Raw genomic sequence first — 25,995 nt, forward strand, 5'->3', positions numbered from 1 at the left:
TAACGTACCACTGGTTTTTAACAACCTCAATTTGTTTAACCTTTTGTAGTGTCAGGCAACTTCCGTACGGACAGCCTCGTGGGTGGCGTCCAGCGCGACACGCGCCAGTTGTACAAGCTTATCGATCTCCTGGCGGGTAATAACCAACGGCGGGGCCAGGACCATTGTGTCCCAGCAGGCCCGCATGATCAGTCCGCTCTTGAAGGAATTGTCACGGCACAGGGTTCCTACCCGTCCGGGGCTCGCAAAGCGGCCGCGCTTGGCCTTGTCGTTGCTGAGCTCAATCGCGCCGATCAGACCCAGTGACCGGGTTTCCCCTACGATAGGATGGTCGCGCAGCGATGCCAGCGCCTGTGCGAAATAGGGGCCGATTTCCCGGGTGCGCTCAACCAGCTTCTCCTGCTCGATGATTTCGATGTTGCGCAGCGCCACCGCACAGGCCACGGGATGCCCCGCATAGGTCATGCCATGGTAGAATTCACCCCCCAGCTCGAAGAAATCCTTGAGCAGGTGTTCGGCGAAGGCGACAGCGCCAATCGGCAAATAGCCCGATGACAGGCCCTTGGCCATCGGCACGATATCCGGCTCAAACCCGAATGATTCAAAGCCCCACCAGTTGCCGGTGCGGCCAAAGCCGCAGATCACTTCGTCCGAAATGATCAGCACGCCATATTTCCGGCAGATGCGCTGCACTTCCGGCCAGTAAGTCGACGGTGGAATCAGAACGCCGGCAGCGCCCTGTATCGGCTCGCCGATGAATGCCGCGACATTCTCGGGACCGACTTCGAGAATCTTCTTTTCCACGGCGGCGGCGGCTTCGAGGCCGAATTCCTCAGGCGTCTTGTCGCCCCCGAAATCATACCAATAGGGCTGCTGCACGTGGTGAAAGCCGGGAAATTCCGTTCCCACCTGGTCGTGCATGCCCTGGAACCCGCCGAGATTGGCGGCAACCATGGTCGAGCCATGATAGCCGCGGGTGCGTGCAATGAAATGCTGGCGGTAAGGCTTGCCCTTGAGCTTCCAATAGTGACGCACGAAGCGGACGATCGTGTCGTTCGATTCTGAGCCAGAATTGGTGAAGAAGATATGCTTGAAGCGCTCCGGCATGACGGAGGATATCTTCGCCGCCAGCTCCGCCGTCGGAACGGTCGTCGTCTTGAAGAAGGTATTGTAATAAGGCAGATCGAGCATCTGCTTATAGGCGGCTTCAGCCAGTTCTTTGCGGCCATAGCCCACATTCACGCACCACAGGCCGGACATGCCGTCCAGCAGCTTGTTGCCATTCCCGTCCCAAATCCACACGCCGTCTGCCTGCGTCATAACCCGTGGGCCACCCTCGGCGTGGAAGGCCTTGTGATCCGTGAAAGGGTGGAAATGATGCTCGATGTCGTTACGCACGACTTCGGCAATGTCGATGTTCTTATTGAGCGCGTTCATGATGAAAACTCCGGACTGAAGTATTGGAAGGCCAACCAGCGCAAGCGGGACCGCAAGCGACGGGGATCAGACAGCAGAGCGTTTCTTAAGGCTTGAATCCGATACGGGCGCAATGAAGCATCACTTCATCATACGCAGTTTTTGACCAAACGGGCAAAATGGCCCCGGACATTGTGGCGTGAAAACACATGTTTTCTTATGGCATTTGCGGCCGGGCTTCGCAACAAGCTCATGTATTTGCCGCTCCGAATGAAGCGGTTGAGCCCAAGGCTGGGGCAACCAAGCTGAAAATTAGGCAGCCCGGTTTCGGGCGGCATGTTTTTCTTGCGCCGCTGCCCGACCTGTCAGCATACTGCAATGCACTAAAGGCAGCGGATGACGACGATTTTCAATGAAATGGACGGCGGCGGCGGCATGCCCCGCGAACCCTATGGCCGCACCGCGGAGTGGCTGAAAACCCTCTCGCGCAGCGATGTTGAGCGGGCGCTGAAGGAAGCAGAAGCGATATTCCGGCGCCAGGGCATCACATTTGCAGTCTATGGCGACGACGAGGCCTCTGAACGCCTTATCCCATTCGATATCATTCCGCGTATCTTCGCCGCCGCCGAATGGCGCAGGCTGTCCGCTGGTATCGAGCAGAGGGTGCGGGCGCTCAATGCTTTCATCCATGATCTCTATCACCGCCAGGAAATTCTCCGCGCCGGCCGCATTCCGCCGGAATTCATTATCCAGAACGAGGCCTTTGTTCCGGAAATGGTTGGGGTGATGCCGGCTCGCGGCATATACGCCCATATCATCGGCATCGATATCGTGCGCGTGGCGGAGAATGAATTCTACGTGCTCGAGGACAATTGCCGGACGCCATCGGGCGTTTCCTATATGCTCGAAGACCGTGAGGCGATGATGTATCTCTTCCCGGAACTGTTTGCGCAGCAGCGCGTGGCGCCCGTCGAGAATTATCCCGCCATGCTGCGCCAGACGCTCGAAAGCGTGGCGCCGCAATCCTGCAGTGGTGAACCGACTGTCGTGATTTTGACGCCCGGCATCCACAATTCGGCGTTCTTCGAACATGCCTTTCTCGCTGACGAAATGGGCGTTGAACTGTGCGAAGGCGGTGACCTGTTCGTGGACGGCGGATACGTCTACATGCGCACCACGCAGGAGCCGAAACGGGTGGACGTCGTGTACCGCCGCATCGATGATGCCTTTCTGGATCCCCTCACCTTTCGCCCCGACACGGCGCTTGGCGTTCCCGGCCTCTTCGATGTTTATCGTGCCGGCCGTGTTTCGCTCGTCAACGCACCTGGAACAGGCATCGCCGACGATAAGTCAATCTATACTTATATTCCCGAAGTCATCGAATTCTATACGGGCGAAAAGCCGCTGCTGAAGAACGTGCCAACATGGCGCTGCAGCGACCCGAAGCATCTCGCCTACGTGCTCGATCATCTGCCGGAACTCGTGGTCAAGGAAGTTCACGGCTCAGGGGGCTATGGCATGCTCGTTGGCCCCACCTCGTCAAAGCGAGAGATCGAAGAGTTTCGCGGCAGGCTGAAAGCGAGACCCAAAAACTACATAGCACAGCCGACCCTTGCGCTTTCTGCCGTGCCGACATTCACCAAATCCGGTGTGGCACCCCGCCATGTGGACCTCCGGCCCTTTGTGCTGTCCGGAGACAAGGTGCGCATCACGCCGGGTGGGTTAACGCGCGTGGCCCTGAAGAAGGGTTCCCTCGTCGTCAATTCGAGCCAGGGTGGCGGCACGAAGGATACCTGGGTCTTGGAGGACTGATGCTCGGACGCACTGCCTCCTCCCTCTATTGGATGTCACGGTATATGGAGCGCGCGGAGAACATGGCGCGGCTTCTTGAGGTGGGTTACCGCATCTCGCTGATGCCCGGTGCTGTGGAGGGACACCGCGACGAGTGGCGCTCGACGCTGCAATCCTGTGCCTGCGACCTCGCCTATGAGAAGAAGCACCAGGACATCACCTCGGCGCGGGTCATCGATTTCCTGATTTTCGACGAGGACAACCCCTCCTCGATCCGCGCGTCAATCAAGACAGCGCGCAACAATGGCCGCGCGGTGCGCACCGCTTTGACGCGCGATGTGTGGGAGAGCATCAACACAACCTGGAACGAACTCGCACAGGTCAAGCCCTCCTCCATGACCGCTGACCGGCTGCCGGTCTTCCTCGAATGGGTAAAGCAGAGGGTGATGTCCTTCCGTGGGGCACTTCTCGGCACCATGCTGCGCAACGATACCTATTGCTTCAGCCAGATCGGTAATTTCCTCGAGCGGGCGGATAACACCGCTCGCATCCTGGACGTCAAATATTTCATTCTTCTGCCCAAGGCGACAGACGTTGGAAGCGATCTCGACATGCAGCAATGGGCGCAAATTCTGCGGTCCGTATCGGGCCACCGCTCTTACCGATGGTTCTACCGCGACTCGAATTACCGCCCGTGGCTCATCTCCGAATTCCTGATCCTGCGGGAGGAGATGCCGCGCTCGCTGATCTTCTCCTATAACTGGATCAACCGCGGGCTGGCGGGCCTCGCCAATCTCTACGGCAGGTCATATGACTGCCACGACCAGGCACGTGAAACATACGACCGGCTGAAAGGGGGAAACATGGAGCAGATCTTCCAGTCCGGCCTGCATGAATTCCTGCAGGGCTTCATCACCGGGAATTCCCGGCTCGCGCAGTCAATCTCCGCCAATTATAATTTCCCCTGATCATGCAACTCGCCGTCCGCCACGAGACTCATTATGATTACGATACGCCGTTGGCCTATTCGGCACAGCGGCTGCATCTGTGGCCGGTGGACTTCGCATCGCAGAGGGTCCTTTCCTGGTCGATCACCGCGCCGGGATTCGATAATGCGCTGAGCTATTCAGACGGTTTCGGCAATCGCGTTCACATGATCACCTTCGGTAACATCACGGGTCCGGTCAGCATCGTGGCAAAGGGGATTGTGGACGTCACCGACGCCGCTGGCCTTGTGCGCGGTCTGTCCTGCGCTGCGCCGGAGGCCGTCTTCCTGCGCCAGACCAAACCCACCATGGCCAATTCCGCCTTGAGAAGCCTGGGTGAGAAGCAGTTTGCGAACCGCGGCGTGCTCGACGGCCTCCACGCGCTGATGGCTGAGATCCACGCCAAGGTTGCCTATGAGCTGGGCTCGACTCACGCCCATACGACAGCAGCGGAGGCCTTCGCGGACGGTCGCGGCGTTTGCCAGGACCACGCGCACATCTTCATCGCCGCTTGCCGTTCGGCAGGAATTCCCGCGCGCTATGTGACAGGCTATCTGGTAACGGGTCAGGGCGCATCTTCCACCGCTGCCCACGCCTGGGCCGAGGCGCTGGTTCCGGATCTGGGATGGGTTGGCTTCGACCCCGCCAATGCCAAATGCCCGACAGACAATTATGTGCGGGTGGCGGCGGGCCTTGACGCTGCGGGGGTTGCCCCCATTCGCGGATCGCGCCGGGGTGGGGATGCGGAACGGATGAGGGTTGAAGTCCGCGTTGAGATCGCCCAACAATAACAAGTGACTGGAACTGCTGGACGAGTCGGAATGACCTATTGCGTGGGAATGCTGCTCGACGATGGCCTTGTCATGGCCGCCGACACCCGCACCAACGCGGGTGTGGACAACGTCGGCAAGTTCAAGAAGCTCTACAGCTGGGAACGGCCGGGCCAGGCCGTGTTCGTATTGTTGACGGCAGGCAACCTCGCAATCACCCAGGCGGTGGTGAGCATGCTGACAGAGGGTTCGCAAGGCAGGCACAAGACGAAGGACGGCGCCGACAATCTGTTCACCGCCAAGACCATGTTTCAGGCCGCCCGCATGATCGGCAAGGCGGTGCGGGATGTAAAGGCGGTGGACGGCGAATTCCTGCACTCCAATGGCGAGTCCTTCGCGGCCAGCTTCATCTTCGGCGGCCAGATCGGAAAGGAACGTCCGAGGCTGTTCAACATCTATTCGGCCGGCAACTTCATCGAAGCAACAGTCGACACGCCCTTCTTCCAGATCGGTGAGCACAAATACGGCAAACCCATTCTGGACCGGGTCGCGCGCAACGACATGAAGCTGGGCGATGCCGCAAAAATGGTGCTGCTGTCCTTCGACTCGACCCTCCGCTCCAACCTAAGCGTCGGGCTGCCCATCGATCTTCTCACCTATGAGCGGGACACGCTGAAGATTGAGCACACGAAGCGCATTGGCCTTGATGATCCCTACTTCAAGATGCTTTCCAGCGAATGGTCCAAGGCGCTTCGGACGGCCTTCATGAATATCGAGGCTTTGGATATTTAGGGCGCGAAAGCGGCGGCCATCAGCCGGCGGGTATAATCTTCGCGCGGATTGTCCAGCACTTCATCGGGCGTCCCCTGCTCCACCATGCGGCCATCCTTCATCACCATAATGTGGTCTGCCATGGCGCGCACCACCGCCAAGTCATGGCTGATGAAGAGATAAGACAGGTTGTTTGCCTGCTGCAGATCACGCAGCAGTTCCACGATCTGCTTCTGAACCTGCCGGTCCAGCGCGGATGTGGGCTCGTCCAAGACAACCACGCGGGGCTTCAGGATGATCGCCCGCGCGATCGCAATGCGCTGGCGCTGACCGCCGGAGAATTCATGCGGATAGCGGTTGCGCAGCGACGGGTCGAGTTGCACCTCTTCGAGTGCCTGCACGGCCCGCCGGTCACGCTCGGCCCGCGTGATCGAAGGCTCATGCACCAGAAGCCCCTCCGTTACGATCTGGCCCGCCGTCATTCGTGGGCTCAAGGACCCGAATGGGTCCTGCAGGACGACTTGAAGTTCACGCCGCAAAGGGCGCATCTCCTCACGTGTGAGGTTCTGGATCGAGCGGTTTTCAAAAGTGATGGCACCTTCGCTTGGCAGGAGGCGCAGCAGCGCGCGTGCGAAGGTGGATTTGCCCGAGCCGGACTCCCCCACAATGCCAATGGTCTGGCCACGGCGCAGCGTCATCGACACGCGGTCAACCGCGCGCAACTCGATGGGCGGACCTGCCAGAAATCCGCCACCGATGCGGAAAGTGACCCGCACATCCGTCGCGTCGATCATCTTCGGTGCGTTCGGCGGCACTGGAGCCTTCCGGCCAGATGGTTCTGCTTCGAGCAGGGCCTTCGTATAGGGATGCCTGGGATGGGCGAAGAGCTCTGCCGTTTGGCCCTCCTCCACCACCTCACCGCGGCGCATGACATAGACGCGATGGGCGATGCGCTTCACGATGTTGAGGTCATGGGTGATGAAGACCATGCCCATTCCGAGCCGCTGCTGGAGGCTTGCCATCAGTTCCAGGATCTCAGCCTGGATCGTCACGTCAAGCGCCGTTGTTGGCTCATCCGCGATCAACAAATCCGGGTCATTGGCGAGCGCCATGGCGATCATCACCCGCTGGCGCTGGCCGCCGGACATTTCATGCGGGTAAGACCGCATGCGCCGTTCGGGTTCCGGAATATGCACGAGGCGCAGCATCTCAACGGCGCGTTGCTGGGCCTCCGCCTTCCCGATTTTCCTGTGCTGCAGGATCGGTTCCATCAGCTGCTCGCCAATCGTATAGAGCGGGTCGAGCGAGGTCATCGGCTCCTGGAAGATCATGGTGATCTTGGCGCCACGGATGGTGTTGAGCTCGGACTTCGAAATCGTCAGCAGATTGGTGCCGCGGTAATCCACATCACCCGTGGCCCTGCCGTTCGACGCCAGGAGGCCCATGGCCGCCATCATCAGCTGGCTCTTGCCGGAACCCGATTCACCAACGATTGCCACAGTCTCCCCAGCTGCAACATGCAGGCTGACGCCCTTCACAGCTTCGACTGTTCCATCCAGCGTGGCGAACTCCACCTTCACATCACTGAGGTTGAGAATGCGCTCCACCATATCAGCGATCCTTCGGGTCAAGCGCGTCTCGCAGGCCATCGCCAATGAAGTTGAGCGCAAAAAGCGTGGTGGTGAGGAAGATCGAGGGAAAGACGAGAAGCCAAGTGGCTCCCGGAATGTTTTTCGCACCTTGAGAAATCAGCACGCCCCAGCTCGACATCGGCTCCTGCACACCGAGCCCCAGGAACGACAGGAAGCTTTCGAGAATGATGACCTGCGGCACAAGAAGCGTCATGTAGATGACGACCGGTCCCAGCAGGTTCGGCACCACATGGCGGAGCAGGATGCCGGCGGGCGAGACGCCAAGCGCCTCTGCCGCCTGCACATATTCCTGGCGCTTGATGGACAAGGCCTGCCCCCGCACGATTCGCGCCATGTCCAGCCACAGCACGGCGCCAACCGCGAGGAACATCAGCACAAAATTTCGCCCAAAGAAGACCACCAGCATGATGACAAAGAAAATGAAGGGCAGCGAATAGAGCACATCGACAATGCGCATCATGATCTCATCTGTCTTGCCGCCTGCGAAGCCCGAGGTTGCGCCATAGAGCACGCCGATGACAACCGCGACAAAGCCCGCCAGAAGCCCGATAGCGAGCGAGACGCGGCCCGCAACCAGCGTACGGGTCAGGAGATCCCGGCCGGTATTGTCTGTTCCGAAGAAGAAATACTCCTTCTCGATGTCGGCACTCACGGTGAGCTTGAGACCGTCTGGCGATGTCCCGGCGACCTGTGCATTCTTGAAAACGTCAGAGCGGTCGATGTAGCGCGTCACGCGCTCATCAATGGGCTTTGCCGAGGTGAAGGTAATCAGCACCTTGCCGCCCTTCTCTTCCCAACCCGCAAGTTCGAGGCGCGAGCGTTTCACGGCGTCCTTCACCGCAAGATCGATCGCTTCCGGCCGGGGATAGGCGGTGAGGCTGGGGGGAACACGGGTGTAGTCCTGGTAGATTGTGGTGAACTCATGGGGGGTGAACCACGGCCCCACGATGCACAGTGCGGTCATGAAGACCAGATAATACAAGCTCACCATGGCCGCCCTGTTGGCCTTGAGCCGGTTCCAGGCATCGCGCCACAGAGAACGGCCAGGAGCAGCGGCGGGAAGCGTTACATCAGTCATAGCGCACACGGGGATCGACCACGGCGTAGAGGATGTCGACAGCAAGGTTGAACACGATGGTGAAAAGCGCAATGACCACGACTGTTCCCATGACCAGGGTGTAATCACGGTTCAGGGCCGCATCCACGAAGTATCGGCCCACGCCCGGGATGGAAAAGATCGTTTCGACGATGATCGAGCCCGTGAGCAAGGCAGCCGCGGCGGGACCCGCATAGGAGACGATCGGCAGCAGCGCGCCCCTGAGCGCGTGTTTGATGACAACGGAATAATCGGAGAGACCCATGGCGCGCGCCGTGCGGATATGGTGGGACCGAAGGGATTCAATCATCGAGCCCCGCATGAGCCGGGCGACGATCGCAAGTTGCGGCAGCATCAACGTCAGCACCGGCCCCACCTTGTTGACGAGCGCGCCATCTCCCCAGCCGCCAACGGGAAACCATTTGAGGGTCAGCGCGAAGAAGAGCTGGAACAGCGGCGCGATCACGAAGGTTGGAATGGTGGAGCCTGCCGTGGCCGTGGCGATCACAGCGTAATCCGCTCCCTTGTTCTGGTGCAGCGCAGCTATGATGCCCAGAATACCGCCGAAGAACAGCGCCAGGATCAGCGCGGAGCCGCCGAGTTGGATCGAGATCGGCAGGCCGTCCGCAAAGAGTTCGGCCACTGTGAAATCGGGAAGATTATAGCTTGGGCCGAAATCGCCGTGGAGAAGGTTGTTCAGATAGAGCAGGTATTGCTTCCAGAGCGGCTGATCGAGGTGGAAGACCCGCTCCAGATTGGCCTTGATGACGGGGTTAAGTCCTTTTTCCTGATTGAAAGGTCCGCCGGGCGCCACCCGCATCAGGAAAAAAGACATGGTAACGATCACGAACAATGTCGGGATCGCGGTGAGAAAACGCCTCAGAACGTAACGCAGCATGTCCGCAACTCAAACTAAAGGGTGGAAGGCCACCGCAGCAAATTTGCTGCAGCGGCTTTCCACGATTGCGGACTAGTCCTTGGCGAGGAAGCGGGTCGGGTGAACGTCCATGACGTTCTCTTCCCAGCCCTTGATCTTGGAGGAAACGAGGTTGTGGTAGCTGTAATAGAGGAGCGGCATCACGCACAAATCACGCGCCACGCCCAGGCCTTCGGCATCCGAAAGCTTCTTCATGCGCTCCTCAGGCGTCGGCGCGGCAGCGGCTTGGGCCATCAGGTCATCATACTCCTTGTTGGAGTAGACGGCGTAGTTGTTGCCCGTGCCGGTCTTGCAAAGGGCCAGGAAGTTCTCTGGGTCCTTGTAGTCGGCAATCCAGCCGGCCCGCGCGACATCGAAATCGCCATGCTGCTCGAGATGCGCATAATGAGTCTTGGTGTCGGTGTTGAGAAGCGTCACGTCGATGCCAAGCGGCTTCAACTGCTCCTGAATGGCCACGGCCGTGTTCTTGTGGTTCTCGGATGTGTTGAAGCGGATTTCCAGCTTCAGCGGCTTGTCCGGCCCGTAACCCAGTTCGGCCAGCACCTTCTTGGCCTCGTCCTCGCGGTCAAGCTGGGATTTCTCAGCATAATCCGTGGTGCGCGTCTCATAGCCGGTGATGCCAGGGGGCACGAAGGAATAGGCCGGCAGCATGGTGTTCTGCCAGACTTTTTCCGCCAGATAATCACGATCAATCGCTTCCGACACAGCCTGGCGGAGTTTCACATTGTCCCAGGGTGCCTTGTCGGTTTTGAACACATAGTAATAGGTGCCGAGATAGGGGCCGATATGGATCTGGTCACTGAACTTCGCCTTGAGATCTGCGAGCTGCTCAGTCGGGATGTCGTCATTTGAGTCGAGCTCGCCCGCTTCGAAGCGCTTCATGGCGGTGGAGCGGTCTTCCGTGGGGATGAAGTTGACGACATCGATCTTGACGTTGGCCGCATCATAGAACTTGTCGTTCTTTACGGCCTTGATGTGATCGTTCGGCACGAATTCCTTCAGCACATAGGCGCCGTTGGAGACGAGATTGCCGGGCTTGACGAAATCGGCGCCGAGCTTCTCCACACTCGCCTTGTTCACAGGATAGGTGGCTTGGTGGGTGAGCATCTCAAGAAAGTAAGGTGTGGGTGCGTTGAGCGTCACTTCAAAGGTGCCGGGATCAACTGCCTTGACGCCGAGTTCTTCCGGTTTCTTGTCGCCCTTGGTGATGGCTTCGGCGTTGATGACGGGGGCCAGCATATAGGCATATTCAGAGGCCGTGGCCGGATCCACCAGGCGGCGCCATGAGAAGACAAAATCGTCTGCCGTCACCGGGGTCCCGTCGGACCACAGAGCACCCTGGCGAAGCTTGAAACTGTAGGTCTTCCCGTCCTCCGAAACGGTGAAACTTTCAGCCGCACCCGGTTGCACTTGGGCTTTCGCGTCCTGAATCATGAGTCCCATGAACAAGTCGCGCAGGATATTTGCCTCATAAATGGTGGAGGTCTTGTGGGGATCGAGGGATTCGGGGTCGGCGGAGTTGCCACGGTTGAAAACCACCTCAGCGAGGGCGCCCGATGCCGTCATGGCCAGCATGGTGCAGCCCACAAGCCATGATTTGATACCGATCTGAATTCTCATGTGTTTACTCCCTGTTTTCTTAAACTGTGTCCACTGGGACACTTGAGGGGGAGATTACCACCTGAAAGATCATTTGTCGCGGGGGGTCGTTCAATCCCGGGCGGCCGGCTGCGGCACGGGCTCTGATAGCGCATCCAGCCAGCGGGCCATGACCGGCACCAGCAACAGAACGAGCATGGCCGAAATGAGCATCAGCATGGCCAGTGCCGCGCCAAGCTCCGCCACAGCGGGGCGGGAGGAAATGACAAGCGGCGCGGCGGCGCCCGCCAGCGTCAACGGCGGCAGAAGCACCGCCCGCAGCGGCAGCGTGTGGGCCGAGACTGCCGCCCCGGTGGCGGCGAGCCTTCGCGCCACCAGCATGGAACAGGCGACGAGCACCGCGACAGCTGCACTGATCCCGGCGAGCATGGCGGCGTTGATGCTGATCTCGAGCATGACAGTCACCGCTGCCGTCAATGTGATGAAGGCTACCGCAGGGGCGATTGAGAGAACGAGCCCCCGCAAGCTGCGCAATGCCGCGAGCACCAGAACCGAAGCCGCGACCAGTGCGGTGGCGAGCGCCAGTATCGCCTCGTGGTGGATCATCTCATTGCGCACCAGCGACACGATGGGCTCCCCCGCCGCCTGCGGGACCGCGCGCCGGATGGAGGCCGCAAAGGAGAGTTCGCCCGTGCCGCTCCGCGGCATGACCTCGATCCGCCACGTGCCATCTTCTGACAGGAAGCGGCGGCGCAGTTCCGGTTCCAGATCGCTCGGACCCGGCGGCCGCAGCACGGCGAGTTTCTGGGCCAGCTGCGAAACCGCGCCCAACCCTCCGAACATCGCCTTCTCGAGTGCCGCCACGCGCTGCTCGTCCGGTGCATCAGGCGCGATGAAAAGGGCAACGGCGCGGCGCAGGCGCGTGGCAGCGTCGCGCAATTCGGGCGACGAGGCTGGCCCATTGGCGATGCTATTCAGCTGTTGCTGCAAGTCATCAAAGCTTTCGCGCAGCGTTGCATCATCCGGCCGGTCGCGAAACACGGGATCGAATGGGGTAAGTGCCTGAAGCCGGTTCAATTCGGCAATCTTCGGTGCGGCATCAGGTGGCAAAAACTGTTGAGCCGTGCGGATGGCGCCCACTTCTGGCAAGGCCGAAAGGCGCGCAACGAGGCCCGGCACCTGGGCTGGAGGTGAAAGAATATGGATGGCCCCGCGAGCATCGGGCGTTTCAAGAAGAGGCGGCGGAAATGAGGGGAGCTGGCGTTCGCCAAAGCGCATGGCCGGCAAGAAGACCGCGGAGAAAACTGCAGCCGCCAAGAGGACCATCGCAGCAACGTCAAGCACGCCTCTCCCGGGCGGTTTGCCATTTTCGCCCAAGGCATCGTCAAGCCAATGCGGCTCTTCCTCCGCCTGCCTTGCTGCAGTCAGGGCCAGCGCGGCGGGCAGCACCGTCAATGTCACGATCCACGCAGCAGCACACCCCACAAGGGCGATAACGGCAAAATGGTTGAGCGAAGGCAGCTGGCGCACCAGCCAGGAAAGCCAGACCGCAACGAACAGCAGTATGACGGCGGTAATGAACCCGCCCTGGCGGTGGGCGGCCAGCATGATGGCCTGCAAGGGTGCAAGCCCCCGGCTCCGCCCTTGACCATAGGCAATCGTCAGCACCCCACCGGCAACAATGACAGGTGCCAGCACGGTGAGAGCAAAGGACCAGGTGGCGCCATCCAGCGGCCGCCCGAGTGCCGCTGCTGCAGCAGCCGCGGCGGACAGCGTCACCGCGCCACTCAGCATGATTGAAAGCGCCTGGCGCAGCGAGCCCAAAGCCGCTACAAGCAACACCAGCGTGAGGAAGATTGAGAGCGAGGCCGGCACCACGAAATCACGGAGCTGGCTGGGGCTGGCGGCAAGCGCCCGGCGTGGCCAAAGCCAACTCACCCCTTGCATGCCGTTCGACGCTTGCCGCGCAACCGCTGCAGCCAGTGGCTCTGCGCCCGGCACGGGCGTGGCCAGCACGTACCAGCGCCTGGAATTCACTTCGCCATCGAGCCCTGCCAATGCCGCCCAGTTCAATGGGCGGGGCTTGCCCTTCACCTGGGCTTCGATGGTAGCGGATGCCGCCAGGAGCATTGCTTCAAGTCCGGGGGGAGAGCGGCCCTGCTCCACCGCCTTGCCGATTTCGGAGACCAGCGCCGTGAAGCCCATGATGTCCGGTGCGGCGGCCATGGCATGGTAGAGTGGCTCCATCTGCAGCAGCACATCGACGCGGAAGCGCACGTCGTCCAGATTCCGGTACAGCAGCGCATTGGTCAGATAGAAATCACCGGTTCCGGGCACGAAGGCCGAGAGGAAGACATCGGATCGCTGACGCAACATTGTGGCAAGGGCGGTTGCCTGCTGCCGGGCGGTTTCCGGGTCCTGGCTTGAAACCACGGCCAGGAACGTCTGTTCCACGCCGGGAAATTGGCGGCTGAGGGTGGCCTGCCGTTTTGCAGTTGTTTCATCAAGCGCAATGCGAGGCTGCTGGTCAGGATCGATCGTCAGGCGGCTGGCCGCAAACAGCGCAAGACCCACCGCAATGACGATCGCCATCACGACCACAACCATACGGTAAGCCGCGCAGAAGCGCGCCAGCCGCGCAAAGGCATTCGGCCGCAGCTTCTGCCGTGGCCCGGCGCTCGACTTAAGCTTGCCGCTCCAATGGGGCTGGTCCCACGTCATGGTGTGCTTTGAAAGGTCCCCTGGGCCAGCAGTTGCAGATTCGTAAGGCGGGCCGCATCATAGGCCAGTTTCAGCGGAAAGGAAAAACAGCATCATGGCCGGTAAACCAGGCGGCAACAGCGATTGGCAAATGGAGACCAAGGCCGTCCACGCCGGAGAATTCGTCGATCCCGCCACGCGTGCTTCTTCCCCCAATCTGGTGATGTCCGTGACCTTCGCACCGGAGCGCCTGACCGGCTTTTCCGCGCGCGATGAACAGGGTTACGAGGGCTTCATTTACGGCCGGGTTGGAAGCCCGACAGTGGCCCAGCTCCAGGCCAAGCTTGCAGCGTTGGAAGGCGCGGAAGCGGCGCTCTGCTACGCCTCTGGCGTTGCGGCCGCCCATGCTCTGATTTGCGGCCGTCTGAGCCGCGGCGACCATCTGATCATTCCGGATGCAAATTACGTGGGAATTGCCGAACTGGCGCGTGACACGCTGCCACGCTTCGGCATTGAGGTGTCCTATGTGGACACGTCGCTCCCGGAAGAGGTGGAGGCCGCAATCCGCCCCACCACGCGCATGCTGTGGCTCGAAACGCCCGCAAACCCCACCATGAAGCTCTGCGATATCGCTCTTCTGTCACGGTTGGCGCATGAGCGCGGCGTGAGGGACGTGGCGGTCGATTCCACCTATGCCTCGCCCATCTCCACCCGGCCTCTCGATCTGGGGGCCGATTTCGTCATCCATTCGCTGACCAAATACATAGGCGGACATGGTGACGCGATGGGGGGCGCCGTCATTGGACGCAGCAGCGACCTTGAAGCGCTCAATCTAGAGGCCACGGTGCATTTCGGGGGTGTGCTGTCTCCCTTCAATGCCTGGCTCATCCTTCGAGGCGCCGCCACGCTTCCGATCCGCATGCGGGCGCATGAAAAAGCGGCCCTGGAGGTGGCTCAATTCCTGGAGGGGCACCCTGCCGTTAGCCGCGTTTTCTATCCCGGACTGCCTTCCCATCCGCAGCATGAGCTGGCCCGCAGGCAAATGCGGAACTTCTCCGGCATGTTGACCTTCCAGACAAAGGAAAGTGGTCTGGCCGTCGCCCAACGCATGGTGGAGCGTCTGGAAATCATCCACTACGCTGTGTCCCTGGGCCACCACCGCAGCCTTATCTACTGGATCGGCACAGACGACATCCAGGCTTCGACGTTCCGGCACAGCGGTGACCAACTTCGGCGTTACCGGAATTTTGCCGGCGACGGGGTATTCAGGCTCTCCGTAGGGATCGAAAGCAGCTGTGATTTGATCGCTGATCTCGGGCGATCGCTTTAATCAGGATCCGAGCGGTAACGCTAACTGCGATTGTTTACCCCTGTTGCAATCGATCCGGCGTATGAAATCGACAACTTGTGAGATTATACAGTTCCCAAATTCGGATTTTCATCAACCATGTTCAACTTTGAGTATTGATTAACATCTGATTGAGATATAGCACTTCTCCCAATATACAACCTTGGGGGTAGTGCTATGCGGAAGCTGGTGGCAGGTGTTCTAGCCTGTTCGCTGTTCTTCTCCGTCGCAGGAGCATGGGCGGGTCAACGGGTACTCGATCGTGACAATCGGCACGCGGGAGCGATGACCCGTCTCTCGAACGGAACCGCTTCCCCTACAGCAGGTTCCACCTCTGCCACAGGATCCAACACCCTCAGCCCAGCCTTGCGGGCGCTCAAGGCCAGTGCACAAGCCGATGGCACGGTGCCGGTCATCGTCGGACTTCGCGTCCCCTTCGCCCCGGAAGGGGAACTGACGCCATCGGAAGTCACACAGCAACGGGCAGACATCGCCTCCGTATCTGCCCTGTTCCGGGCGAGCTACGATGCAGCATTCCGCCGGAATCCCGATGAATACAGAAGCTTGGAGTTTCTTCCCTATGTGACCTTGCGGGTTACGGCTCAGGAAGTTGACAGGCTGGCAGCGGATCCACTGGTTGTCACAGTTGAGGCCGATGAAGAGGTTAAGGCTCAGCTTGACTCGGGCGGTGCAGCGGAATTTCCGCGGGAGCATTCTGGAAATCTGACGCTTATCAATGCCGATCAGCCGGCTGGTGCGCCTTACACTGGCACCGGGCAAACCGTGGTTGTCCTGGACCAGGGCGTTGATAGGGACCATGACTTTCTGCGTGGCAAAATCGTCAAGGAGTATTGTTTCAGAGATTGTATCGGGGGTCCCGCACCACTCTATGAAGGGTCTGGCGCCTCCAACCCTTGCCTGAATGGAACGTGCGGCGAACACGGCATGCATGTCGCGGGTATCGTGGCAGGTTCTATCGCTGGCGGAGGGTCGGGTGTGGCGCCAGGCGCCAATGTCATTTCGATAAGGGTGCTGAATAATCAGGGCAATGGCCGCCTCAGTGATTTTGCGGCGGCGTTTGACTTGATCAACCGCCTCAAGGTCGAACAAGGTATCGAAATAGCCGCCGTGAACTTCAGCGTGGGCGTGCAGAAAGCGTGGACTCCAGGCTATGAGGAATGCGACGATTATTCACGCTCTTCGGCAGCTGCCCTTCGGCAATTGCGCGCATCCGGAATTCCCCTCATTGCCGCCAGCGGCAACTATTACGACGTCTTTGAGCTTACCTGGCCCGCGTGCCGCTCTGACTCCATAAGCGTGGGCGCGGTCCGCGATTCCGGGTCTGGCGATCCTGAAACTTGCGAGCGTGACCCCAGACTGAGAGCACCCGACAGTGTTGCATGTTTCTCAAACTCTTCGGAGACTCTGTCGCTTCTGGCACCCGGTGTAAATATTCTTTCCTCCGTTGCCGACACCGCAGATCACAATAGATATAAGCGGATGTCGGGAACGTCCATGGCCGCACCGCACGTGGCGGGCGCGTGGGCCGTAATCAAGCAAAAGGCGCCTACCGCCACTATTCCAGAAGTCTTGAACGCTCTGAGAGATAGCGGAACTCCGGTTGTCGACTGGCGCCTGCCAGACCGTATAACGCCGAGGATCAACCTCACCGCAGCACTCGATCGCTTCAACGCACTTTCCTACGCGAAAACCGGGCCGGCAAATGGCAAGGTCACTCGCTCCACGGCACAGCGTAGTCCCATTGCCAGCGATGGCGCATTCAAGGACGCTTATCTTATTGGCACCAGCGTCACGCTGGAGGCGGCGGCTGCGGAAGACTCCCGTTTTGATGGATGGTCGGGGGATTGCGCCGGACAGACGGGGCCCATCTGCACCCTAGTCATGACCGAGGTAAAGAACGTCACTGCCACATTTGTCCCCAAGACTGTTGATCTTGACATCGCCGTTCGAGGAACGGGTGATATCAGATGCAACGGAGGTCCTTGCCAAGAAGCTTACCCCGCCGGCACGCCAGTGACTCTGGCGGCGACACCAGAAGAACACTTTGCCAGCTGGGACGGTTGCGCGCGCAGCAGCGAAGCACCCAACGAGTGCATTGTTGTCCTGTCCTCGCCCGCAACCGTCACAGCAACATTCGCACCCCCGGCCTATGGCCTCACCGTGGAGAAGTCAGGCTATGGTAACATAACGTGCAACGTCGATTGCGCAGGCCCCCACCCGCCTGGCAGTGTTGTGTTTGTTACTGCCTCACCTGACAGCGGCTGGTCTTTCGGCGGGACCTGGGAAGGGTGCACACCCGATCCAGTTGATGCAAGATTATGCCGCGTCACCATGTCCGGGCCGAAGACGGTCAAGGCGGTCTTTAGGCCGTACCCTATCGTCACCGTCAGGGTGGGAACGAACGGCCCGGGCTCCGGCACCATTCAGTTCACGCCACCACCACTTCAAGGTCCTACCCCGTGCGGCGAAAACTGCCTTGAGGTCGGGTTCCCGGCCGGTACGGACGCAGCAATCATAGCGACGCCAAATGACGGTTCGAGCCAGGGCCGCTGGCAGGGTCCATGCTCCTTTCCTTCCGGCGAAAATAGCCGTAGCTGCGCATTCAGAGTCAGCTCCACGACTAGAGAATTTTCGAAATCTTTCTTGCAATCCGCTGTGGTGAAGCTGCAGGTCAATGGCCAAGGCAGTATCCAAGCCGGTACAAACCGTATCGGCACTACGAACTGCGAAGGTAGTTGCCAGGTACAGTACGATCCCGATCAAGTTGTTGTCTTCGTGGCCCCGCGCAAGACAGGATGGACTTTTTCGAGCTGGGGAGGGGATTGCGCAGCCAGTGCATCGGGCAACTACTGCGAACTCTATCTGTCCGCATTCACCTATAATGTGACAGCTAACTTCTCTCCGTCTAACTTGGTCGCCCAACCGCTTCAACTCAGGACGGTCGGTTCTGGTCATATCACAGTAAAGTCGCCTCAAGGCATTCCAGTGGGAGAATGCAATCCGTCAGCAGTTGGTTGCAGTCAGGCGGCGACAGTCGCAGACACGCCGGTTACTCTCACAGCCGTCCCCGCCAGTGGATGGCATCTCTCAGGCTGGATTGGTTGCTCTGTGGTGAGTGGAACGAATGACTGCTCTACCTTGACGAATGCAGCCCGCACTGTCACCGCCACTTTCACGTCCGATACAGAGCCCCGGACTCTGCAAGTGACGACTTCAGGGCCCGGCAGCATTAGCTTTACCTCGCCACCTGGCCTCAATCCCACCAACTGCCAGCAAGTAACGGTGAATGATGGAACACGCGTGACCATTGCAGCCAATCCTCAGACCGGCGCCAGCCTCGCTTGGACCGGAGCCTGCTCCGGCACTGGAACCTGCGTCGTGGACATGCGTTCTAACCAGGCCGTTGGTGCCAACTTTACGTTGTTGCACCAGCTGCAGGTGACCACGTCTGGCCTCGGTACAGTGAATTTCCCGACAGCCACTGTCTCTTGCGGCGACGGATGCCGAAGCATGACTGCGAACCGAGGCGACATTGTCGAACTGAACGCTGTTCCACAGATAGGGTGGCGGTTCAGCCGGTGGACGAACTGCACCAGCGTTTCGGCAGATAACGTCTGCAAAGTGGCAATGAGCGGTGAGAGATCCGTCACCGCCACATTCGTTGCAGATTCAACTGCCAGAACCCTGCAGGTCAGGACAACTGGTCCAGGCAGCGTCAGCTTCTCCTTGCCTTCCAACCTCGTTCCCACGTCATGCGGTACCAACTGCCGGCAAGTGACGGTAAGTAATGGAACTGAAGTTACTATTATTGCCGCGCCTGGGAGAACAGAGCGGGCCGTCTGGTCAGGTTCTCAGGTCAGTTGCGACACTACCGGCAAAATCTGCAAAATTGCCGTCACAGCTGGTGAACTCATAGATGTCAACTTCCTCCCGTCCGACTATGCCCTCAATATCGTCAAGACAAGCGGTGGTACCGTAACGTGCAATGGCGGTGTTTGCTCGGCCAGATATCCGGTCGGTACAACGGTTAGTATCGATGTACGCCCCACTGGCAACAACGTCGTCACCTGGTCTGGAGAGTGTAGCGGCTCGGCTTGGAGCTGCCTTCTGGAAATCACGAAAGAAAGCAACGTCAGAGTTGAATTTGCACCACCCCCTGCCGTCACCCGCACTGTTACGTTTTCCACAGCCGGGCCAGGCAGAGTTAGCATCACCTCTCCCAACAGCCTCGTTTCCCGTAGATGTGCTGACAATTGCCGCGAAGTAACGGTGGATGACGGTACTCTGATTGTCCTCAGCGCTGCTACCATCGGTTCCGGCAATGTATCGTGGTCCGGCGCCTGCACCGGAACCAGCACGACGTGCAGTTTCATCGCGTCGGCCGACGCGAGAACGACCGCCACCTTCACCGCCGCACCCGCCACCTATGACCTGACCTATACCAAGGCCGGAACCGGCACCGGCAGTGTCACCATCAACGGCGCAGCCTGCGGGACAAGCTGCACCAAGAGCTTTACCGCCGCTACTCAGGTGACCCTCACCGCCTCCCAGGCGGATGGCTCCACCTTCACCGGCTGGAGCGGGGCCTGCACCGGCGCCGCAAGCTGCACCGTCACCATGGATGCCGCCAAAGCCGTCACCGCCACCTTCACCGCCGCACCCGCCACCTATGACCTGACCTATACCAAGGGCGGAACCGGCACCGGCAGTGTCACCATCAACGGCGAAGCCTGCGGGGAAAGCTGCACCAAGAGCTTTACCGCCGCTACTCAGGTGACCCTCACCGCAACAGCTCTGAACGGAGGCTCCTTCACCGGCTGGAGCGGGGCCTGCACCGGCGCCGCAAGCTGCACCGTCACCATGGATGCCGCCAAAGCCGTCACCGCCACCTTCACCGCCGCACCCGCCACCTATGACCTGACCTATACCAAGGGCGGAACCGGCACCGGCAGTGTCACCATCAACGGCGCAGCCTGCGGGGAAAGCTGCACCAAGAGCTTTACCGCCGCTACTCAGGTGACCCTCACCGCAACAGCTCTGAACGGAGGCTCCTTCACCGGCTGGAGCGGGGCCTGCACCGGCGCCGCAAGCTGCACCGTCACCATGGATGCCGCCAAAGCCGTCACCGCCACCTTCACCGCCGCACCCGCCACCTATGACCTGACCTATACCAAGGCCGGAACCGGCACCGGCAGTGTCACCATCAACGGCGCAGCCTGCGGGACAAGCTGCACCAAGAGCTTTACCGCCGCTACTCAGGTGACCCTCACCGCAACAGCTCTGAACGGAGGCTCCTTCACTGGCTGGAGCGGGGCCTGCACCGGCGCCGCAAGCTGCACCGTCACCATGGATGCCGCCAAAGCCGTCACCGCCACCTTCACCGCCGCACCCGCCACCTATGACCTGACCTATACCAAGGCCGGAACCGGCACCGGCAGTGTCACCATCAACGGCGCAGCCTGCGGGACAAGCTGCACCAAGAGCTTTACCGCCGCTACTCAGGTGACCCTCACCGCAACAGCTCTGAACGGAGGCTCCTTCACCGGCTGGAGCGGGGCCTGCACCGGCGCCGCAAGCTGCACCGTCACCATGGATGCCGCCAAAGCCGTCACCGCCACCTTCACCGCCGCACCCGCCACCTATGACCTGACCTATACCAAGGCCGGAACCGGCACCGGCAGTGTCACCATCAACGGCGAAGCCTGCGGGGAAAGCTGCACCAAGAGCTTTACCGCGGGCACCTCCGTCACCCTCACCGCCTCCCAGGCGGATGGCTCCACCTTCACCGGCTGGAGCGGGGCCTGCACCGGCGCCGCAGGCTGCACCGTCACCATGGATGCCGCCAAAGCCGTCACCGCCACCTTCACCGCCGCACCCGCCACCTATGACCTGACCTATACCAAGGCCGGAACCGGCACCGGCAGTGTCACCATCAACGGCGCAGCCTGCGGGACAAGCTGCACCAAGAGCTTTACCGCCGCTACTCAGGTGACCCTCACCGCAACAGCTCTGAACGGAGGCTCCTTCACCGGCTGGAGCGGGGCCTGCACCGGCGCCGCAAGCTGCACCGTCACCATGGATGCCGCCAAAGCCGTCACCGCCACCTTCACCGCCGCACCCGCCACCTATGACCTGACCTATACCAAGGGCGGAACCGGCACCGGCAGTGTCACCATCAACGGCGCAGCCTGCGGGGAAAGCTGCACCAAGAGCTTTACCGCCGCTACTCAGGTGACCCTCACCGCAACAGCTCTGAACGGAGGCTCCTTCACCGGCTGGAGCGGGGCCTGCACCGGCGCCGCAAGCTGCACCGTCACCATGGATGCCGCCAAAGCCGTCACCGCCACCTTCACCGCCGCACCCGCCACCTATGACCTGACCTATACCAAGGCCGGAACCGGCACCGGCAGTGTCACCATCAACGGCGCAGCCTGCGGGACAAGCTGCACCAAGAGCTTTACCGCCGCTACTCAGGTGACCCTCACCGCAACAGCTCTGAACGGAGGCTCCTTCACTGGCTGGAGCGGGGCCTGCACCGGCGCCGCAGGCTGCACCGTCACCATGGATGCCGCCAAAGCCGTCACCGCCACCTTCACCGCCGCACCCGCCACCTATGACCTGACCTATACCAAGGCCGGAACCGGCACCGGCAGTGTCACCATCAACGGCGCAGCCTGCGGGACAAGCTGCACCAAGAGCTTTACCGCCGCTACTCAGGTGACCCTCACCGCAACAGCTCTGAACGGAGGCTCCTTCACCGGCTGGAGCGGGGCCTGCACCGGCGCCGCAAGCTGCACCGTCACCATGGATGCCGCCAAAGCCGTCACCGCCACCTTCACCGCCGCACCCGCCACCTATGACCTGACCTATACCAAGGCCGGAACCGGCACCGGCAGTGTCACCATCAACGGCGCAGCCTGCGGGACAAGCTGCACCAAGAGCTTTACCGCCGCTACTCAGGTGACCCTCACCGCCTCCCAGGCGGATGGCTCCACCTTCACCGGCTGGAGCGGGGCCTGCACCGGCGCCGCAAGCTGCACCGTCACCATGGATGCCGCCAAAGCCGTCACCGCCACCTTCACCGCCGCACCCGCCACCTATGACCTGACCTATACCAAGGGCGGAACCGGCACCGGCAGTGTCACCATCAACGGCGAAGCCTGCGGGGAAAGCTGCACCAAGAGATTTACCGCGGGCACCTCCGTCACCCTCACCGCCTCCCAGGCGGATGGCTCCACCTTCACCGGCTGGAGCGGGGCCTGCACCGGCGCCGCAGGCTGCACCGTCACCATGGATGCCGCCAAAGCCGTCACCGCCACCTTCACCGCCGCACCCGCCATTTATGACCTGACCTATACCAAGGCCGGAACCGGCACCGGCAGTGTCACCATCAACGGCGAAGCCTGCGGGACAAGCTGCACCAAGAGCTTTACCGCCGCTACTCAGGTGACCCTCACCGCCTCCCAGGCGGATGGCTCCACCTTCACCGGCTGGAGCGGGGCCTGCACCGGCGCCGCAAGCTGCACCGTCACCATGGATGCCGCCAAAGCCGTCACCGCCACCTTCACCGCCGCACCCGCCACCTATGACCTGACCTATACCAAGGCCGGAACCGGCACCGGCAGTGTCACCATCAACGGCGCAGCCTGCGGGACAAGCTGCACCAAGAGCTTTACCGCCGCTACTCAGGTGACCCTCACCGCAACAGCTCTGAACGGAGGCTCCTTCACTGGCTGGAGCGGGGCCTGCACCGGCGCCGCAGGCTGCACCGTCACCATGGATGCCGCCAAAGCCGTCACCGCCACCTTCACCGCCGCACCCGCCACCTATGACCTGACCTATACCAAGGCCGGAACCGGCACCGGCAGTGTCACCATCAACGGCGCAGCCTGCGGGACAAGCTGCACCAAGAGCTTTACCGCCGCTACTCAGGTGACCCTCACCGCAACAGCTCTGAACGGAGGCTCCTTCACCGGCTGGAGCGGGGCCTGCACCGGCGCCGCAAGCTGCACCGTCACCATGGATGCCGCCAAAGCCGTCACCGCCACCTTCACCGCCGCACCCGCCACCTATGACCTGACCTATACCAAGGCCGGAACCGGCACCGGCAGTGTCACCATCAACGGCGCAGCCTGCGGGACAAGCTGCACCAAGAGCTTTACCGCCGCTACTCAGGTGACCCTCACCGCCTCCCAGGCGGATGGCTCCACCTTCACCGGCTGGAGCGGGGCCTGCACCGGCGCCGCAAGCTGCACCGTCACCATGGATGCCGCCAAAGCCGTCACCGCCACCTTCACCGCCGCACCCGCCACCTATGACCTGACCTATACCAAGGGCGGAACCGGCACCGGCAGTGTCACCATCAACGGCGAAGCCTGCGGGGAAAGCTGCACCAAGAGATTTACCGCGGGCACCTCCGTCACCCTCACCGCCTCCCAGGCGGATGGCTCCACCTTCACCGGCTGGAGCGGGGCCTGCACCGGCGCCGCAGGCTGCACCGTCACCATGGATGCCGCCAAAGCCGTCACCGCCACCTTCACCGCCGCACCCGCCATTTATGACCTGACCTATACCAAGGCCGGAACCGGCACCGGCAGTGTCACCATCAACGGCGAAGCCTGCGGGACAAGCTGCACCAAGAGCTTTACCGCCGCTACTCAGGTGACCCTCACCGCCTCCCAGGCGGATGGCTCCACCTTCACCGGCTGGAGCGGGGCCTGCACCGGCGCCGCAAGCTGCACCGTCACCATGGATGCCGCCAAAGCCGTCACCGCCACCTTCACCGCCGCACCCGCCATTTATGACCTGACCTATACCAAGGCCGGAACCGGCTCCGGCAGTGTCACCATCAACGGCGCAGCCTGCGGGACAAGCTGCACCAAGAGCTTTACCGCCGCTACTCAGGTGACCCTCACCGCAACAGCTCTGAACGGAGGCTCCTTCACTGGCTGGAGCGGGGCCTGCACCGGCGCCGCAAGCTGCACCGTCACCATGGATGCCGCCAAAGCCGTCACCGCCACCTTCACCGCCGCACCCGCCACCTATGACCTGACCTATACCAAGGCCGGAACCGGCACCGGCAGTGTCACCATCAACGGCGCAGCCTGCGGGACAAGCTGCACCAAGAGCTTTACCGCCGCTACTCAGGTGACCCTCACCGCAACAGCTCTGAACGGAGGCTCCTTCACCGGCTGGAGCGGGGCCTGCACCGGCGCCGCAAGCTGCACCGTCACCATGGATGCCGCCAAAGCCGTCACCGCCACCTTCACCGCCGCACCCGCCACCTATGACCTGACCTATACCAAGGCCGGAGCCGGCACCGGCAGTGTCACCATCAACGGCGAAGCCTGCGGGGAAAGCTGCACCAAGAGCTTTACCGCGGGCACCTCCGTCACCCTCACCGCCTCCCAGGCGGATGGCTCCACCTTCACCGGCTGGGGTGAGGCCTGCGAAGGTGTCAAAGTGCCCGAATGCATCATCAACATGGACGGCGACCGTACGGTCACCGCACAATTCGTGCCGACGTACTCACTTGCTCTCGGGGTCAGCATTGGAGGAACGATCATTGCAGACTACGGTCAAGTAACCCAGGAATGCTCAGAACAGCAGTGCTCGCCTGTTGTTGCTGCTGCCGGCACAGACGTAACGCTGTCATACCGCGCATCTGGCGAATATGCATTCGGCGGCTGGACTGGTGGTTGTGACTCGATCACCGGCAACGGGTACTGCCAGCTGAAGTTAAACAGCAACCGGACCATCTCCGCCAGCTTTGTGAGGGTTCACAGCCTCACCTATGGCAGCAATGGAGGAGGCTTCGTCCGGCCAAACATTGCAGGCGCTTATGGTGACTGCTCCAGTTCCTGCTCCAACAGCTATAAGGAAACGGACACGGTGATCCTTCAGGCTATTCCTGAAAGTGGCTATGAATTCAGCAGCTGGACGGGCGATTGCGCGGGCACGGCTGGCTCATCCTGTTCGGTCGCAATGGACCGTGCGAGAAACGCAGCCGCGACCTTCACCGCCATTCCCAAGTCGTGGACCCTGCAAGTTCTGACGACGGGCAGCGGAGCCGGAGACACTCAGCTCGGCGGGCTGCCGTCCAACCAGACGGTGAGCGACTGCGGCACAAACTGCAAGCAGGTGACCGTGAGGGAAGGTACTAGATTGACTGTAGATGCCAGCGCGCGGGAAGGTTCATCGTTCTCCGGTTGGAGCGGTAATTGCGCCAGCATTGATGGAGCGCGCTGCACCGTTGTCGTCAACCAGGCTTCCTCTGTCACCGCAACCTTCGTTGCAAAGCCTCAGCCCGGGGCGGACGGAAATCACATGGCCTATACCAAGGGTGGCAACGGCGAAGGCACGGTCAGGTTTTCGCCGGGCGCGGATGTCACAAGCTGCAGCAACAGCTGCCTGGTGGGCGCAGAACCAGGCTTGAGAATGCGGATGACCGCTGAAGCGGCACCGGGATCCGTCTTTGTGGGCTGGTCCGGCATCTGCAAGAGCAGCAAGAAGACTTGCGTGCTCAAAATGAAGTCTGGTGCGCAGGTGACGGCGATCTTCCGTGCCAAGGCGATCTACCAGCTGAGCTATGTTCCGGCGGGAACAGGTAGTGGTTCGGTCTCGATCACGCCCCTGCCGCAGGGCACCTCTTGTGCTGCCGGATGCAACCCGCGCTTTGAAGAGGGAACGCGCGTCGTGCTTCAGGCTTCGCCTGATGACGAGTCTACTTTCGAAGGGTGGTCCGGTGCCTGCCGCAACAGAAAATCGCGCTGCATCGTTCGAATGAATGAGGCAAGACAGGTAACGGCCACCTTCACTCCCCGGCAAGGTGCGGAAAGCGCTGGTTTCATGGCGCAGTGACGAGAGGGATACCAATCAGTGCCCGGCCCTTGTGGCCGGGCATTTAGA

Annotated in this window: 13 protein-coding genes and 1 pseudogene; 8 read left to right on the plus strand and 6 right to left on the minus strand. The window is 61.0% G+C overall.

Translation table 11 applies throughout. The features are described 5' to 3' along the window. Positions 1 to 51: 51 nt before the first annotated feature. Positions 52 to 1,437, minus strand: coding sequence for an aspartate aminotransferase family protein (locus ACO06F_RS04985; RefSeq protein ID WP_421695585.1), 1,386 nt, complete (start codon positions 1,435 to 1,437; stop codon positions 52 to 54). A gap of 188 nt (positions 1,438 to 1,625) precedes the next feature. Here ACO06F_RS04985 and ACO06F_RS04990 point away from each other — a divergent pair, with 188 nt between their 5' ends. From ACO06F_RS04990 to ACO06F_RS05010, 5 genes are read left to right on the plus strand one after another with little or no spacing between them, the layout of a single operon-like run. Next, a complete protein-coding gene (locus ACO06F_RS04990) occupies positions 1,626 to 1,832 on the plus strand; it encodes a hypothetical protein (protein WP_421695586.1) in 207 nt (68 codons plus the stop codon). Further along, entirely contained in the window at positions 1,813 to 3,228 is a 1,416-nt protein-coding gene (locus tag ACO06F_RS04995; protein ID WP_421695587.1) for a circularly permuted type 2 ATP-grasp protein, read from the plus strand. The genes ACO06F_RS04990 and ACO06F_RS04995 overlap by 20 nt, the downstream gene beginning before the upstream one ends. Beyond that, positions 3,228 to 4,175, plus strand: a complete 948-nt coding sequence (locus ACO06F_RS05000) for an alpha-E domain-containing protein (RefSeq protein ID WP_421695588.1) — start codon at positions 3,228 to 3,230, stop codon at positions 4,173 to 4,175. The genes ACO06F_RS04995 and ACO06F_RS05000 overlap by 1 nt, the downstream gene beginning before the upstream one ends. Positions 4,176 to 4,177: 2 nt before the next feature. Then, positions 4,178 to 4,984, plus strand: a complete 807-nt coding sequence (locus ACO06F_RS05005; protein ID WP_421695589.1) for a transglutaminase family protein — start codon at positions 4,178 to 4,180, stop codon at positions 4,982 to 4,984. Between the two features lie 30 nt (positions 4,985 to 5,014). Next, positions 5,015 to 5,755 carry a peptidase gene (locus tag ACO06F_RS05010; protein ID WP_421695590.1) on the plus strand — a complete coding sequence of 247 codons (741 nt, stop codon included), beginning with the start codon at positions 5,015 to 5,017 and terminating at the stop codon, positions 5,753 to 5,755. Here ACO06F_RS05010 and ACO06F_RS05015 read toward each other — a convergent pair. The 5 genes from ACO06F_RS05015 to ACO06F_RS05035 all read right to left on the minus strand — a co-directional run bounded on the left by ACO06F_RS05015 (position 5,752) and on the right by ACO06F_RS05035 (position 13,739). Beyond that, complete coding sequence (locus ACO06F_RS05015; protein WP_421696625.1) at positions 5,752 to 7,344, minus strand: ABC transporter ATP-binding protein; 1,593 nt, start codon at positions 7,342 to 7,344, stop codon at positions 5,752 to 5,754. The two genes, ACO06F_RS05010 and ACO06F_RS05015, sit on opposite strands and share 4 nt — an antisense overlap. A 1-nt stretch (position 7,345) precedes the next feature. Next, positions 7,346 to 8,464 carry an ABC transporter permease gene (locus ACO06F_RS05020; RefSeq protein ID WP_421695591.1) on the minus strand — a complete coding sequence of 373 codons (1,119 nt, stop codon included), beginning with the start codon at positions 8,462 to 8,464 and terminating at the stop codon, positions 7,346 to 7,348. After that, positions 8,457 to 9,380, minus strand: a complete 924-nt coding sequence (locus ACO06F_RS05025; RefSeq protein WP_421695592.1) for an ABC transporter permease subunit — start codon at positions 9,378 to 9,380, stop codon at positions 8,457 to 8,459. Before ACO06F_RS05025 ends, ACO06F_RS05020 begins: the two co-directional genes overlap by 8 nt. Positions 9,381 to 9,452: 72 nt before the next feature. Continuing rightward, positions 9,453 to 11,039 carry a peptide ABC transporter substrate-binding protein gene (locus ACO06F_RS05030; RefSeq protein WP_421695593.1) on the minus strand — a complete coding sequence of 529 codons (1,587 nt, stop codon included), beginning with the start codon at positions 11,037 to 11,039 and terminating at the stop codon, positions 9,453 to 9,455. A 90-nt stretch (positions 11,040 to 11,129) separates the two neighbouring features. Further along, positions 11,130 to 13,739 carry a hypothetical protein gene (locus tag ACO06F_RS05035; RefSeq protein ID WP_421695594.1) on the minus strand — a complete coding sequence of 870 codons (2,610 nt, stop codon included), beginning with the start codon at positions 13,737 to 13,739 and terminating at the stop codon, positions 11,130 to 11,132. 94 nt (positions 13,740 to 13,833) lie between these two features. Between ACO06F_RS05035 and ACO06F_RS05040 the strand changes: the two genes are divergently transcribed. The 3 genes and pseudogenes from ACO06F_RS05040 to ACO06F_RS05050 all read left to right on the plus strand — a co-directional run bounded on the left by ACO06F_RS05040 (position 13,834) and on the right by ACO06F_RS05050 (position 25,947). Then, the gene (locus ACO06F_RS05040; RefSeq protein WP_421695595.1) at positions 13,834 to 15,048 is read left to right on the plus strand and encodes a trans-sulfuration enzyme family protein; all 1,215 of its coding nucleotides are present in this window, start codon (positions 13,834 to 13,836) and stop codon (positions 15,046 to 15,048) included. A gap of 1,533 nt (positions 15,049 to 16,581) precedes the next feature. Further along, a pseudogene (locus tag ACO06F_RS05045) lies at positions 16,582 to 18,696 on the plus strand (InlB B-repeat-containing protein); the annotation flags it as partial. A 660-nt stretch (positions 18,697 to 19,356) separates the two neighbouring features. Further along, positions 19,357 to 25,947, plus strand: coding sequence for a beta strand repeat-containing protein (locus ACO06F_RS05050; protein WP_421696626.1), 6,591 nt, complete (start codon positions 19,357 to 19,359; stop codon positions 25,945 to 25,947). Positions 25,948 to 25,995: the final 48 nt, after the last annotated feature.

It is taken from the genome of Aestuariivirga sp. (genome assembly GCF_965227715.1).
In the GTDB taxonomy this organism is placed as follows: Bacteria; Pseudomonadota; Alphaproteobacteria; order Rhizobiales; family Aestuariivirgaceae; genus Aestuariivirga.